The organism is Parasphingorhabdus sp. (assembly GCF_048267785.1).
GTDB lineage: Bacteria > Pseudomonadota > Alphaproteobacteria > Sphingomonadales > Sphingomonadaceae > Parasphingorhabdus.
The window spans coordinates 418,475-430,467 of record NZ_JBLWWU010000001.1; the positions used below are offsets into that span (position 1 = coordinate 418,475).

The 11,993-nt window shown below is 56.9% G+C and carries 15 protein-coding genes and 1 pseudogene; 6 read left to right on the forward strand and 10 right to left on the reverse strand.

What is annotated here, in order from left to right; translation table 11 throughout:
- Entirely contained in the window at positions 1-750 is a 750-nt protein-coding gene (locus ACN0VD_RS01955; protein ID WP_417591027.1) for a hypothetical protein, read from the reverse strand.
- Positions 751-1,149: 399 nt separating this feature from the next.
- Between ACN0VD_RS01955 and ACN0VD_RS01960 the strand changes: the two genes are divergently transcribed.
- Positions 1,150-2,742, forward strand: a complete 1,593-nt coding sequence (locus tag ACN0VD_RS01960; protein ID WP_417591029.1) for an isocitrate lyase — start codon at positions 1,150-1,152, stop codon at positions 2,740-2,742.
- 230 nt (positions 2,743-2,972) lie between these two features.
- On the opposite strand, the gene ACN0VD_RS01965 is transcribed toward ACN0VD_RS01960, so the two are convergent.
- A complete protein-coding gene (locus tag ACN0VD_RS01965) occupies positions 2,973-3,464 on the reverse strand; it encodes a hypothetical protein (protein ID WP_417591031.1) in 492 nt (163 codons plus the stop codon).
- A 347-nt stretch (positions 3,465-3,811) separates the two neighbouring features.
- Here ACN0VD_RS01965 and ACN0VD_RS01970 point away from each other — a divergent pair, with 347 nt between their 5' ends.
- A complete protein-coding gene (locus ACN0VD_RS01970) occupies positions 3,812-4,243 on the forward strand; it encodes an ester cyclase (RefSeq protein ID WP_339691155.1) in 432 nt (143 codons plus the stop codon).
- 65 nt (positions 4,244-4,308) lie between these two features.
- On the opposite strand, the gene tcmP is transcribed toward ACN0VD_RS01970, so the two are convergent.
- Both tcmP and ACN0VD_RS01980 read right to left on the reverse strand, forming a co-directional pair.
- Complete coding sequence (gene tcmP, locus ACN0VD_RS01975) at positions 4,309-5,226, reverse strand: three-Cys-motif partner protein TcmP (RefSeq protein WP_417591033.1); 918 nt, start codon at positions 5,224-5,226, stop codon at positions 4,309-4,311.
- A 3-nt stretch (positions 5,227-5,229) separates the two neighbouring features.
- Complete coding sequence (locus tag ACN0VD_RS01980) at positions 5,230-5,964, reverse strand: DUF5131 family protein (RefSeq protein ID WP_417591035.1); 735 nt, start codon at positions 5,962-5,964, stop codon at positions 5,230-5,232.
- A 421-nt stretch (positions 5,965-6,385) separates the two neighbouring features.
- On the opposite strand from ACN0VD_RS01980, the gene ACN0VD_RS01985 reads away from it, so the two are divergent.
- The 3 genes from ACN0VD_RS01985 to ACN0VD_RS01995 all read left to right on the forward strand — a co-directional run bounded on the left by ACN0VD_RS01985 (position 6,386) and on the right by ACN0VD_RS01995 (position 7,983).
- Positions 6,386-6,928: a lipocalin family protein gene (locus tag ACN0VD_RS01985; RefSeq protein ID WP_417591037.1), complete on the forward strand. Its 543-nt coding sequence runs from the start codon at positions 6,386-6,388 to the stop codon at positions 6,926-6,928.
- Between the two features lie 116 nt (positions 6,929-7,044).
- Entirely contained in the window at positions 7,045-7,218 is a 174-nt protein-coding gene (locus ACN0VD_RS01990; RefSeq protein WP_417591039.1) for a CsbD family protein, read from the forward strand.
- 594 nt (positions 7,219-7,812) lie between these two features.
- Complete coding sequence (locus tag ACN0VD_RS01995; protein ID WP_417591041.1) at positions 7,813-7,983, forward strand: CsbD family protein; 171 nt, start codon at positions 7,813-7,815, stop codon at positions 7,981-7,983.
- 268 nt (positions 7,984-8,251) lie between these two features.
- On the opposite strand, the gene ACN0VD_RS02000 is transcribed toward ACN0VD_RS01995, so the two are convergent.
- Positions 8,252-8,842 carry a hypothetical protein gene (locus ACN0VD_RS02000; protein WP_417591043.1) on the reverse strand — a complete coding sequence of 197 codons (591 nt, stop codon included), beginning with the start codon at positions 8,840-8,842 and terminating at the stop codon, positions 8,252-8,254.
- A gap of 159 nt (positions 8,843-9,001) precedes the next feature.
- On the opposite strand from ACN0VD_RS02000, the gene ACN0VD_RS02005 reads away from it, so the two are divergent.
- Positions 9,002-9,598, forward strand: coding sequence for a DUF2726 domain-containing protein (locus tag ACN0VD_RS02005; protein WP_417591045.1), 597 nt, complete (start codon positions 9,002-9,004; stop codon positions 9,596-9,598).
- 178 nt (positions 9,599-9,776) lie between these two features.
- Here ACN0VD_RS02005 and ACN0VD_RS02010 read toward each other — a convergent pair whose 3' ends face one another.
- From ACN0VD_RS02010 to ACN0VD_RS02030, 5 genes and pseudogenes are all read right to left on the reverse strand, one after another.
- On the reverse strand, positions 9,777-10,115 hold the full coding sequence (locus ACN0VD_RS02010) for a hypothetical protein (RefSeq protein WP_417591047.1): 339 nt from the start codon (positions 10,113-10,115) through the stop codon (positions 9,777-9,779).
- A 104-nt stretch (positions 10,116-10,219) separates the two neighbouring features.
- Positions 10,220-10,483 carry a hypothetical protein gene (locus ACN0VD_RS02015; protein WP_417591049.1) on the reverse strand — a complete coding sequence of 88 codons (264 nt, stop codon included), beginning with the start codon at positions 10,481-10,483 and terminating at the stop codon, positions 10,220-10,222.
- 68 nt (positions 10,484-10,551) lie between these two features.
- On the reverse strand, positions 10,552-11,007 hold the full coding sequence (locus ACN0VD_RS02020) for a Rid family hydrolase (protein WP_417591051.1): 456 nt from the start codon (positions 11,005-11,007) through the stop codon (positions 10,552-10,554).
- Positions 11,008-11,128: 121 nt separating this feature from the next.
- Positions 11,129-11,734 carry a c-type heme family protein gene (locus tag ACN0VD_RS02025; RefSeq protein ID WP_417591053.1) on the reverse strand — a complete coding sequence of 202 codons (606 nt, stop codon included), beginning with the start codon at positions 11,732-11,734 and terminating at the stop codon, positions 11,129-11,131.
- A 2-nt stretch (positions 11,735-11,736) separates the two neighbouring features.
- Positions 11,737-11,993 (reverse strand): annotated as a pseudogene (locus ACN0VD_RS02030) (phosphomethylpyrimidine synthase ThiC); the annotation flags it as partial.

Below are 11,993 nucleotides of genomic sequence, written 5' to 3' on the forward strand. Positions count from 1 at the left end.
TCACTGCTCTTCGTCGATCTGCCCATGTTTGTCAGAAATTTGCAGCTTGCTTGCGGTCAGATTGGGCGCCTGTGGCGCGTCGAAAGCCTCCTCTTCATCCCCGGTTCGCTCCTGACTCTGCCAATGGGGCAGCTCGCCGTCCATGATATCGGCAATCTCCAGCGCGTCATCGAGCGCTTCGGGCGAGAGCAATTTTTCCGGCGCCGCCGGCGGTTCGGGGCCGAGCAGCTTCAGCGCCTCGGCCACCGGCGGTTGCGCGGGGACGGTCGGCGCCCCCTCCCCGGCGGCGCGACTATCGCGGTTGCCATGGCGATAGCGGTCCGGCGCGTGGGCGCGGATCAGGAACATCAGCAACCGGTCGTTATATTTGCGCTTGGTATAGATATGATTGCCCTCCTTATCGATGACCACATCATCGACGCCGTTGATCGCCCGGTCGAACGCAATATCGATCAGCCGCCGCGACGCCGCTGCCAGCGCCGCGTCCCAGGCCGCCGCAAACCCCTCCGCCCCAGGTGCTCGGCGGAGCGTGTAAGCGGCCCTGTCCGACATTCCGACACATCGCGCGGCCTCCGCCACCACGCCGCTATCCGCCAGCGCCCCGATAAAGGCGCGTTGCCGCTCAGGCGTCCAGCCGTCCTTGCGGCGCTTTCGGAGCACCGGCACCCAGTCATAGGCGGCGGGGTCGTGACCGTGGGCGTCGAGCTTGGTCGAGGGAGATGCGGCTTGGGGAGAGCTTTTGTCTGTCATGGGTCATGGAATAACCTATTTGGTTGGTTGTAGGAAAGCCCCATATTCGTCATGCAGAACTCGTTTACCTGCGGCGGCGAACTGGTTGATAAGGAGGCCACCTCAAAATTTGTGGATGAGGAGAGACACCCCCTCCTCTGAAGAGGAGGGTATAGCCGTCTCCTCTTTCAGCCGCCCCTTTTGGCCGATATTGAACAAAACCAATATGGATTGATAGAAATGATTGTAAATATATTTACAAATTGACACATACAACCCCTCATTCCCTGACAATCCGACACGAAAATTGACAGTTTGCCCTCGCCTTAGTCCCATAACTCCGCCAAAACATCTTCCAGAAGCTGAAAATATTTTGACAGCCCATCACATTCAACCCCTCCCCAGTGAAGGAAGAGCATTATGTCCTATCAAGATTTCAAGAATAGCGCCGACAGCCTGATCAACAGCCAGAATGGCAAATGGAGCGGCATTGATGCCGAGTCCGTTGCCCGGATGCAGTTGCAGAACCGCTTCAAGACCGGCCTCGACATCGCCAAATATACCGCCGCTATCATGCGCGAGGATATGGCCGCCTATGACGCCGACAGCTCCAAATATACCCAGTCGCTGGGCTGCTGGCACGGGTTCATCGCGCAGCAGAAGATGATTTCGATCAAGAAGCATTTTGGCGATACCAAGCGGCGGTACCTCTATCTGTCCGGCTGGATGGTTGCGGCACTGCGCAGCGAATTCGGCCCCCTGCCCGATCAATCGATGCACGAGAAGACCTCGGTGCCCGCGCTGATCGAAGAGCTTTACACCTTCCTCCGTCAGGCCGACTCCCGCGAGCTCAACCTGCTGTTCCGCGACATTGACGCGGCGCGCGAAGCGGGCGATACGGCGGCCGAAAAGGCAGCAATGGACAAGGTCGAGAATTTCCAGACGCATGTTGTTCCGATCATTGCCGATATCGACGCCGGCTTCGGTAACGCCGAAGCGACCTATTTGCTCGCCAAGAAGATGATCGAAGCCGGTGCCTGCGCCCTTCAGATCGAAAACCAGGTTTCCGATGAAAAGCAATGTGGTCACCAGGACGGCAAGGTTACCGTGCCGCATGAAGACTTTCTCGCGAAGATCCGCGCCTGTCGCTATGCTTTCCTTGAGCTGGGCGTGGAAGACGGCATCATCGTCACCCGCACCGACTCTCTGGGCGCCGGGCTGACCAAACAGATCGCGGTTTCCAACGAACCGGGCGATCTCGGCGACCAGTATAACAGCTTCCTTGATTGCGAGGAAATTGACCCGGCCACGGCGAAGAACGGCGATGTCATCATCAACCGCAATGGCAAGATGTTGCGGCCCAAGCGTCTGCCTTCCAACCTGTTCCAGTTCAAGCCTGGCACCGGTGAAGACCGCTGCGTTCTCGACAGCATCACCTCGTTGCAGAACGGTGCCGATCTGCTGTGGATCGAAACCGAGAAGCCCCATGTCGAGCAAATTGCCGGGATGATGGACCGGATCCGTGAAGTCGTTCCCAATGCGAAGCTGGTTTACAACAACTCGCCTTCGTTCAACTGGACTCTGAACTTCCGTCAGCAGGTTTATGATGCGATGGCCGCCGAAGGCCTCGACGTTTCCGAATATGATCGCGATGATCTGATGGACGCGAAATATGACGATACCGAACTGGGCGAAGCCGCTGACAAGCGCATCCGCACCTTCCAGGCCGATGGTTCGAAACGGGCCGGTATCTTCCATCACCTGATCACCCTGCCGACCTATCACACCGCGGCCCTGTCGACCGACAATCTGGCCAAGGAATATTTCGGAGAAGCGGGCATGCTCGGCTACGTCCTCGGCGTCCAGCGCAAGGAAATCCGCGAAGGGATCGCTTGCGTGAAGCACCAGAACATGTCGGGCAGTGATATTGGCGATGACCACAAGGAATATTTCGCCGGTGACGCCGCGCTGAAAGCCGGTGGTGTCCACAACACGATGAACCAGTTCGGTTAAGCCATCGCGAGTTCGGGTGCCCCCACCCCCTTTCGGGGCGCCCGATCCAACCAGTTTTCCTGGGGAGGAAAAAACTATCCGTCGGCAGCAATGCCGGCGGATTTTTTCTGGCGCGGCCTGCACTGCGAGCAGCAGGGCCGGAGCCGGCACGATTGCCGGATAGCGGCGCAAACCCTGATTCATCATTTGCCTGTTGCGCCGTGCGCAGAACTTTACACGAAAGCCTCCTTTTATTTTCCGTGACCTTCCGGCTCCGCACCCAAATCTTCCTCCGGCGGCGCCAGCCGGTCGAGCCGCGCCAGGGCCGCCAGAAGCGCGCGATTGTCCGGTTTTCTGATCGTCGCGACATAGCGCCCGCCGCGCAGGACCGGCCGGTAGCGGCCCTGCCTGATCCGCTGGAACAGCCTTTCGAGTGTGACCTTTGGACGTTCGTTGATATCGGACGCTTCCGCCACACCCAATATCGCGTCCCATGCCGCGACAAATTCCTCCGCCCCCGGCTTGCGCCGCAGCCGGTAGGCGCTCTCCCGGCTCATCCCGACCCATGTCGCCGCTTTTGTGATCGAACGTGTCTGCGCCAGCAGGCCGAGAAACTCCGCCTGCCGGACCGGCGTCCACCCGTCCTTGCGAGCACGCAGCGGCACCGGTGTGAAGGCGGGAATCCGGGAGATGCGCCGCTGCTGGACGGTGGCGCTGCGGGGATCGGGACGGGTGTCGGTCATGAGCGGGATTAGGGCATATCGGGGGTGGTGTAGGAAAGCGTTTTTTGGGGTGGGGACTTCGTCATCCATCCCGTCATCGTTTCCGTCATGATGAACTCGTTTCAGCATCCAGAGCCGCAAAAATCACAACCGGTTATAAAACGCTCAGGGTCCTGAAACATTAATCGTCATCCTGAACTTGTTTCAGGACCCCGTGAGGCAGGCGCGCAATCGCGAGGGATCCTGAAACAAGTTCAGGATGACGAAAAGGCGGTTCAGATCACAAGCCCCCCACCCACACAAATCCAATTGCATTCCCCTCGCCGCTGCGCGAAACCCTCCCAAACAAAAAAACGGGAGAGAGAAAAATGACCGACCTGGAACAATCGCGGCTGAAGGTCGTGCGCGATCATATGGCGCTGGAGATCACCCATGAATGGGATGCGGTGATCGATACGTTTCAGCATCCGCGCTATGAATTATACGGCAATGGCACCATATTCGACGGCGAGGAAGCGGTGCGCAAATATTTCGCCATGTCGCGCACGCCCTTTCCCGACCAGGCCAATGAAGTGATCGCGATCGGCGCGGCGGGCGAGCATGTCGTGCTGGTCGAATTCTGGCTCACCGGCACCCATCTCGGCCCGCTGACCATCGGCGAGCGGGTGATCGAACCAACCGGCAAGGCGTTTCGGGTGCGGATGGCTGCGAGCTTCGAATTTGCGCCGGGGACTGACCGGATTGTTTGTGAGCGGGCTTATTTTAGCGATGCGATGATTGCGCGGGAGTTGGGGTTGTGAGGGGGGGGCGAGGCTTAAGCAACACAACTAGCTAGAATCTTTGACGATACCTTCTAGCTATCGAATTAACGAGGTCGACCACCTTTAGGTCCCGTTGGCAATCGTTCGCTCATGCCAAGGATATACTCCGCACCTTGCAATCCTTTCGAATGCTGCCCTGCCCAAATTATATAATAGAGAGGATGGCCTTTCGAATTTCGAATTAATTTAGGCTTGGCCACACAAGTAAATTCTGAGCGAAGCATTTTGAGATATAGCTGCAAAAGTCGCTCAACCGCATCAGATCTTTTCTCCACAGCCGTCTTTTCAAAAAGATCTATTTCTTGCTTGTACACTTCTGCATGCCAGTCAAACTGGCCGAAAACTGAGTGCAGCTGCATAAGCCACTTTTTGGGTATTTCGTTGTTTCGTTTCAAAAGACGATTGATAGCCATATCTAATGGCAAATTTATAATAACTTCAAATAGCCGACTCTTCCCTAGCGAAGATACCGAGCTCCAAGGCAAGTGCGCACCAAATGGATCTAAGAAAGCAACTCCTCGGTGAGTACCAATTTTGATATTCTGTTGTAGCAGCCATTCAATCGCAGATTCGCAATCATCAGATCGAATAATGACTTTCCGATCATCCAGATACTGTTCAGATAATTGTGTTAATTGAGCTATCCGATTAGGATTGTTATCGACGAAGACATATGTGTCGAACGGGTTTGGCAGCGAAAGGGCAATTTTTGGTGATCCATCAATAAACTCAACCTCTTCCTCTTCAGAGTTTTCATTAAATAGGTCATAATCAACTGTGTTTCTCTGGTTTTGTTTTCGAAGAATGGCTTGGCCACCACCAGCAAAACCATCAAAATATATGGTTCGGTATGTCTTATTATTTTTGAATACTTTAGTATAAAAATCTAGATAACGCTCGAGTGCACCCAGCTTTTCTTTGGCCCAAGGCCCAACTTCTGCTGGTACATTCTTCGCAGTCATTCGCTAGATAGCAATCTGGTTAGAAGAAGGCATTCCGTTCCATTCACGACCATCTAATTCACGGCCACCCGATTTCGGTCGAAATCCACCCCACTGCTTAAAGAAAAATGCTACCCCCTGCTCTTCACATTGGTCGCGCAAATGCCGAACCCATTCAGGTTTCATTTCTCGAGCACGAGGACCACTCTCTCCTCCAACAATGACCCAATCGATACCGGAAAAATCTACGTCGCCGACTGGGCCGATCAATGGCTCTATTGACAAAAACTTTGTCCCTGCTGGTGATTGTCGGATATGCTCAATGCGGCTCGCAGCTTGACGGTCCTCTACAGACGTCCCACACCAGATGTGCTTTGGACCAGTTCGATTTTCATAGCGCTTTTGCAAATAGTTTCTCATCAATGTGCTTCGCTTTGTAAGCACTTGGAAAATATGCCAATCAGCTGCCTCCATCGTATCGAATACTCGATCAATGAACTCGAGCGGTACTTCCTTGTGAAATAGATCACTCATTGAATTGACAAAGATCATTCTGGTCTTCTTCCACCCCAAAGGGGTTTCGATACGATCTGGTCGAAGCGTAAGATCAAAGCCATTTTCAAACGGATGGTTGGGAACACCTCGGAAGCGCTCTGAAAATCGTTCTGCATAGCAGTTGTCGCAGCCACGGCTGATCTTTGTGCAACCCGTAACCGGATTCCACGTCATGTCCGTCCATTCAATCGCTGTTTTAGTCATCGTTTTCACCCTCAGAACATTACATGAACAAATAATAGATGCAATACGCTGGCCTAATCTGTCAACGATAACATCACAAACTTTAACTACTCGTCTGTGTTCGATCACCGCCAAACACGCCGCCAGCCATTTCGATGCCTGTCATTGCCAGATGTGCCAGCGCTGAGATGGCGGGCTGTCATGTGGTGATCTTTGACCGGCTCGGCATAATATCATCTTCGCGACTTCGTGGCTTCGTGCGAAACAATTTTGTGCCGGTGACGACGACAGGTCAGGCCCACCCCAACCCCTCCCGTAAACGGGAGGGGCTAGGAAGCTCCGCTCAAGGCCATGGCTTCACAGCCCGCGACATGTACCAAGGGCCATATTCAGCACCCGCTCAGGTCCGCCTATATAGTCTCTACAGGATGGAGACTATCGCATGACATTATCGACCGGACAGAGGCTCGCGCTTTGCACCCTGCCGATTGCCCTGCTCGCCGCCTGCGCCGGTTCGCCCGGCCCCGTCGGCAACAGCGCGGTGCCGGAGCCGGCCAAGGCGGTGGAGCTGGATCGCTATCTCGGCAAATGGTTTGAAATGGCCCGCTATGAAGCGCCGTTCCAGAAAGGCTGCGACGGCGTGACCGCCGATTATGCGCTGCGCGAGGACGGCAAGATTTCCGTGGTCAACAGCTGCACCAAGGACGGCAAGCTGAGCACCGCCGACGGCAAGGCGAAGATCGTCGAGGGCAGCGGCAATGCGAAGCTGAAAGTCTCCTTCTTCGGGCCGTTTTACGGCGACTATTGGATACTCGACCGGGCGGATGATTATAGCTGGGCGATCGTCGGCGAGCCGAGCGGGCGTTATTTGTGGATGCTGACCCGCAAGGCGCAGCCCGATGCCGCGACCCGGGCGCTGATCGAGGCGCGGGTCAGGGAGCTTGGCTATGACTGGAATCTGGTGCGGGTGACCGACCAGAGCTGAGAAAAACGGCGCGCGGGGAACCAAGTGGCGGCTCGCGCATTAATTGATTGAGCAGGCGGGCTTTGCCGCGGCCAATCCAACGGGCCGGCTATCCGGCGAGACAGAAGGAGAATATCATGGGTGAACTTCTAGACCGGTTGAAGGGCAATGTGAACGAAGCCGTCGGCAAAGCAAAACGCAAGAGCAACGACCCCGAGGTCCGGGCCAAAGGCGCGGTGCAGGAAATCAAGGGCAAGACCCAGCAGGTCAAGGCCTCGCTGAAGGCGGAACTGACCAACGATATCAAATAGTTTGCCCCAGGGCACTAGCCGGCGCCACCCCCTTGCCCCCCAAGGGCAGCGCCAAACGGAAAGCCGGCCCTGCGGGGGGTCGGCTTTCTTTGTTTTGTGGTTGCGGGGCGCGGTGGCGGTCCTCGACAGGCTCAGGACGAACGGGACTGTTGGGATGCAGGGCCCCTGCTTTGGTCGAGCTTGGGCACTCAGGCGGCACACCGTTCGTTCGTGCTGAGCTTGTCGAAGTACGGGTGGGACTAGCTGACCTTCGCCCTGCAGACGCCCACCCTTCGACAGGCTCAGGGCGAACGGATTTCTTCGGCTCGACGGGCTCAGGACGAAACGGGGCGATTGACGGGCCTGGCTCTGCCTGTTCCTACCCATTCCCGCCCCGCCCGGTCCGTTCGTGCTGAGCCTGTCGAAGCGCGAGTGGGAATAGCCCTGTCTCGCAGCCCCCTCCTCCGCCGCAGCGCCAGTCCGTTTTTAATGAGCGCCAATCCGTGATCTGCGACCGGAACGAACCAGCTGCTCGCGCATTTATAACCCATGCAGGCAACGACGCCTGCATCCCCCACCGGCCGGACAACCGGCCACAACAGAAGGACCATGAAAATGAGCGAACTCGTAGACAAAGTAAAAGGCAATGTGAACGAAGCCGTTGGCAAGGCCAAACAGAAAAGCAAGGATCCGGAGACCCGCGCCAAGGGTGCGGCTCAGGAAAACAAGGGCAAGGCCCAGCAAGTCAAGGGCTCCGTCAAGGGCGCTCTCGGCGACAAGGTCTAGCCCCACCCCCTCCCTGAACCCGGCCCTGCCCGCTATCCCCCCTTTGCCCCCGAGCGAGCAGCGCCGACCAAGAAGCCGTCCCTTATGGGGCGGCTTTTTTGTAGGGGGTGTTGAGCACCGGGCGTGGAATGGCTGTCGGATGGACCCGCGGCATACGCTCCGTTCGTGCTGAACCTGTCGAAGTACGGGTGGGAAAAGCTGACCTTCGCCCTGCAGACGCCCACCCTTCGACCGGCTAAGGGCGAAGGGATTTCAACAAACGGAAAGTTCAGGAACAGGCCTCGACATAGCCGAGCACCGGCATCGTGCCGACATGGATCTGGCTGACCGTGCCGTCGCTGCCGATTTCGAAACGGAGCGCGGGATCGCCGCTGGCGGCATTGGGGGCGGTCAGATATTTGCCCGGCGCATCGACATATTTGTGCGGCGTGGCGGGAAAGGGGAAATATTGCTTAACCGCTGCTTCGCTCGCCCCGGGACCAATGCCCTCGGCGAGCTTGACCTCCGAGCCCTGGCTTATCGAGATGCGGCGCACCTTGCCCTCTTCGACAATCGCATAAGTATCGGGATAATCGGGCGAGGATATCACCCGGCACATGTCCGAAGCCTGCGCACCCTCCGCGCTCCAGCGGCTGCCCGGGGGAACCGCCTGGCCAATGCGCAGGTCGCCAAGACCGGCGAGCGTGAGGGTGTTTGCCGATGGCACCGGTTGGGTAGCGGGGGCAGTCTTCTCCGGAGCCATCGGCGGTGCGGGTGTCACAGAAACAGTCTCTTCGGCGACCGGCTCGGGGTCGGGGGAGGACTGCGATGAACAGGCCGCCAGCAACGCAAGCGGCACCAGGGAGAGGGTTTGTTTCATGCTTTGGTTACGCGGGGGCGGGGGAAAGGTTGCACCTGTCCCGTCCTCTTCATTTGGCCGCAATCCGTTCAAAACAAAGAATTTCCGACGGAGGCTCGCCGTACACCGTTTTTCAACCGTTTTCGGGCATGATGCGCGCAGGAGAAATGGAAGAGAAAAATGGACGGACCGATTGTCTTCATCCTGTCGAACCTGCCCGGGCTGGTGGCCCTGGTGATAGCGTTCATGCTGGGAACGGCGGTGGAACAATATCGCGTCAAGGTCCGGCGGGCCGAGTGGCGGCTCAAGCACGGGCCGAAATATCATACAGCCGGCCCGAAGAAGGGTGTCGATTTCGCCGCAGGCCAGCTCACGACGGTCAGCCGCGCCAAATTTTCTTCCCGTCCGCTGCTTAACAAGTCAGAGGCCAACGTCTTCCTTGCGCTCGACAAGGCAGTGATCGCGCGCAATCCCCGCTGGCAGGTGATGGCGCAAGTCTCGCTCGGCGAGTTTCTCGCCAGCCCCGACAAGAACGCCTTTCTGAGCGTCAATAGCAAGCGCGTCGATTTCGCGCTGATGGACGACCGCTGCTGCGTGGTCCACGCGCTCGAATATCAGGGATCGGGCCACCATTTCGGCGACTGTGCCCCTGCCCGCGACGCGGTGAAAAAGGAAGCGCTGCGCAAGGCGGGGATTGGTTATCACGAGGTGGTTGCGGGGCATACGACGGCGGGGGAGCTGCGGGCGCTGGTGGAGAAGTTGGTGCCGGTGGGTTGAGGGGTTGTTTATCCGATTACTCTAATTACGGCCAAATTACCTTTGGTTCGCGCAAAATGAGCTGACAGTGTAATTTCAGTTTTGTGCATTTAGTAAACTGTCACCGTAATTCCACCGAGGCGGACGCCGCTTTCGAAAGGCTGATAACGGGTATAAAGATAGAAACAGGCGAGGACAGCTACGCCACCAAGGGCTTTCCCATAATGTAAGGGGGCATTCCGTCCGGCCTGAAAGCAACAAGCCTATTTAGGTTTCGCTGGACGTTTCTGTCCTTTGTCATTTTCGTTATCCAGGCGCGACCAGCCGCGATCATATCAGCACAAAATGTTTCAACATCAAGTTGATAAGCACCGCTGATCATGTTGCGGTGAACAACTATGCCCGAACGATCCCGCATGGTGAATAATACCCGTTCAAATTTCCCCATTTTGGGGTGACCAAACTGACCATTATGGGCAATCCCGCAACGAAGACTATACATATCATTACCAGTAACTTCTGGATAATGATTAGCCATATTCGCGTTCCACCACTTGATGTAACCGCTTTTGTTTGAACCCTTAATATGCCCTACCGGGTGCTGTAGTGACGCGCAGATATCTGGGATATTTAACGCGATAGTTATTGCTGCGAAGAAGATTCCTGCGTCAATTGATCTTTCAACGTCTCTAAAAATTGTTTCCATGTCGAATCAGGCCCCAAATTTTGAGAGGCCATCATAGTCTCAATCCATCCGAATAAGTCAAAAACATCAATCGCTGTCATGTCGGAGCCGCATTGGTTAACTCCACACAAGACTAAGCGTCCTGTGCTCTCGTCCAATTGGATAAAGGCAGGAAATCCTTCGCTATATTCACGTACATTCTCTAAATTAATTTGGCTCATGACTCATAATTACTCCCTTGGGTACGCCAAATATAATGATGCCTCTGAAGAGGAGGGGCTTTATACGCTCACTCCCCTCGCCGCTGCGCGACAATCTTGATCTCGACCACGCCGTCCGCCTCGTAGAGCGCGCTGATGCCGATCGCGGTCCAGGTGGGGAACGGGGCTTTGATATATTGGCTCTTGACCGCGACCATTTGATTGATCGAGCCCTGCAGATCGGTGTGAAAGCTGGTCAGGTCGACGACATCGTCCCAGCCGACCCCGGCGCGCTCGAGTGTCCGTCCGATCCGGTCGAAGGCGCGGGTGAAGGCGGGTTTCAGGTCGCTCTCTCCGGGCTCTGGCGTGACGATCACGCCGGACAGATAGACCTTGTCGCCGGCGATCACGGCATCGGCGTAGCCAACAGCCGACTGGAAGGCGAGGCTCTCGGCATCCTCCGGCATGATGACGTCGTTTGCGTCCTTCGCCTGTAGCGGAGCGGTCATGGCCAGCAGTGGCAGGACCATCAGAAATTTGTGCATATTGTTTCCCCCTTCGGTTTTACCGACTCGCTGGCGGAAAAGGCCAGCCGTTGCAGGGGGTTATACTGCGCTTTTCAACTGGCGGTCGTCAAGCGGTCGGGTGCGGCGGCCCGCTATCGGGTCATCGAAACGTATCGGCGGACCAGCTGATCAGCATCGCGCCGCGCAGGTCACCCGGTTTGAAGCCGGTCGCAAGGTCTCCGGGGTAGAGGTCGTCGATATGCTGTTTCAGCGCGGGATCGACATTCGTTCCGTGGCAGACGGAGCAAGGCTGATCCTGCATCGGAATGGCGCTGAGATAATGGATGCGGGCATTCTCGCCCTCTCCGCTGCGCCAGATACGCACTGCGGGCTTTCCGTCCGACAGCGGCTGCGCGGCTAGAGCGTCATATTGGCTTTCCATCGCCGCGGGCACGCCGGCGTCAGGATTGCGGTGTTTGCGGGCGATGCGGCGGACCTCGGCGCCACTCTCTTCTGATGCTGCAGCAGCGATAGCGGGCGCGACTTGCCTGCATACCGAAACCGCTGCTTCCGGCCCACCATTTGACAGCGCCGCCACCAGCTCTGCTTTCAGCTTCTGCTGGAATTCCTGCGCCACCGGAGCCGATCGCGCCGCAACAGCGGCTTCGTCGACCGGCCCGGCTTCGCCAGCGCCATTATCGCATGATGCGAGCAGAGACAGTGATGCCACCGCTATCACCATATGGGGCTTTGCCATTCGGCTCATGATCACTCCGCCGGTTCGCTCACCTCGTCTTCGGGCAAATACAAGCGATCGCCCTTGTCCTTATAGACCTTGGCCATTTCGCGCATGCCTTTTTCCGCCGCCGCCTTGCTCGCGGCCGCCGTATCGGCGCCCAGTTTCTCCGAGGCGATAAAGCCTTCGGCGCTCTGGTTCTGTTTGCTGGCGAAGTCGCGGACTTCCTGGCTGATTTTCATGCTGCAGAATTTCGGCCCGCACATCGAGCAGAAATGGGCGGTCTTGG

Excerpts from the sequence above, each read along its gene's own strand:
- ACN0VD_RS01955 (WP_417591027.1), bottom strand. The coding sequence starts at position 750 with ATGACAGACAAAAGCTCTCCCCAAGCCGCATCTCCCTCGACCAAGCTC.
- ACN0VD_RS01960 (WP_417591029.1), top strand. The coding sequence starts at position 1,150 with ATGTCCTATCAAGATTTCAAGAATAGCGCCGACAGCCTGATCAACAGC.
- ACN0VD_RS01965 (WP_417591031.1), bottom strand. The coding sequence starts at position 3,464 with ATGACCGACACCCGTCCCGATCCCCGCAGCGCCACCGTCCAGCAGCGG.
- ACN0VD_RS01970 (WP_339691155.1), top strand. The coding sequence starts at position 3,812 with ATGACCGACCTGGAACAATCGCGGCTGAAGGTCGTGCGCGATCATATG.
- tcmP (WP_417591033.1), bottom strand. The coding sequence starts at position 5,226 with ATGACTGCGAAGAATGTACCAGCAGAAGTTGGGCCTTGGGCCAAAGAA.
- ACN0VD_RS01980 (WP_417591035.1), bottom strand. The coding sequence starts at position 5,964 with ATGACTAAAACAGCGATTGAATGGACGGACATGACGTGGAATCCGGTT.
- ACN0VD_RS01985 (WP_417591037.1), top strand. The coding sequence starts at position 6,386 with ATGACATTATCGACCGGACAGAGGCTCGCGCTTTGCACCCTGCCGATT.
- ACN0VD_RS01990 (WP_417591039.1), top strand. The coding sequence starts at position 7,045 with ATGGGTGAACTTCTAGACCGGTTGAAGGGCAATGTGAACGAAGCCGTC.
- ACN0VD_RS01995 (WP_417591041.1), top strand. The coding sequence starts at position 7,813 with ATGAGCGAACTCGTAGACAAAGTAAAAGGCAATGTGAACGAAGCCGTT.
- ACN0VD_RS02000 (WP_417591043.1), bottom strand. The coding sequence starts at position 8,842 with ATGAAACAAACCCTCTCCCTGGTGCCGCTTGCGTTGCTGGCGGCCTGT.
- ACN0VD_RS02005 (WP_417591045.1), top strand. The coding sequence starts at position 9,002 with ATGGACGGACCGATTGTCTTCATCCTGTCGAACCTGCCCGGGCTGGTG.
- ACN0VD_RS02010 (WP_417591047.1), bottom strand. The coding sequence starts at position 10,115 with ATGGCTAATCATTATCCAGAAGTTACTGGTAATGATATGTATAGTCTT.
- ACN0VD_RS02015 (WP_417591049.1), bottom strand. The coding sequence starts at position 10,483 with ATGAGCCAAATTAATTTAGAGAATGTACGTGAATATAGCGAAGGATTT.
- ACN0VD_RS02020 (WP_417591051.1), bottom strand. The coding sequence starts at position 11,007 with ATGCACAAATTTCTGATGGTCCTGCCACTGCTGGCCATGACCGCTCCG.
- ACN0VD_RS02025 (WP_417591053.1), bottom strand. The coding sequence starts at position 11,734 with ATGAGCCGAATGGCAAAGCCCCATATGGTGATAGCGGTGGCATCACTG.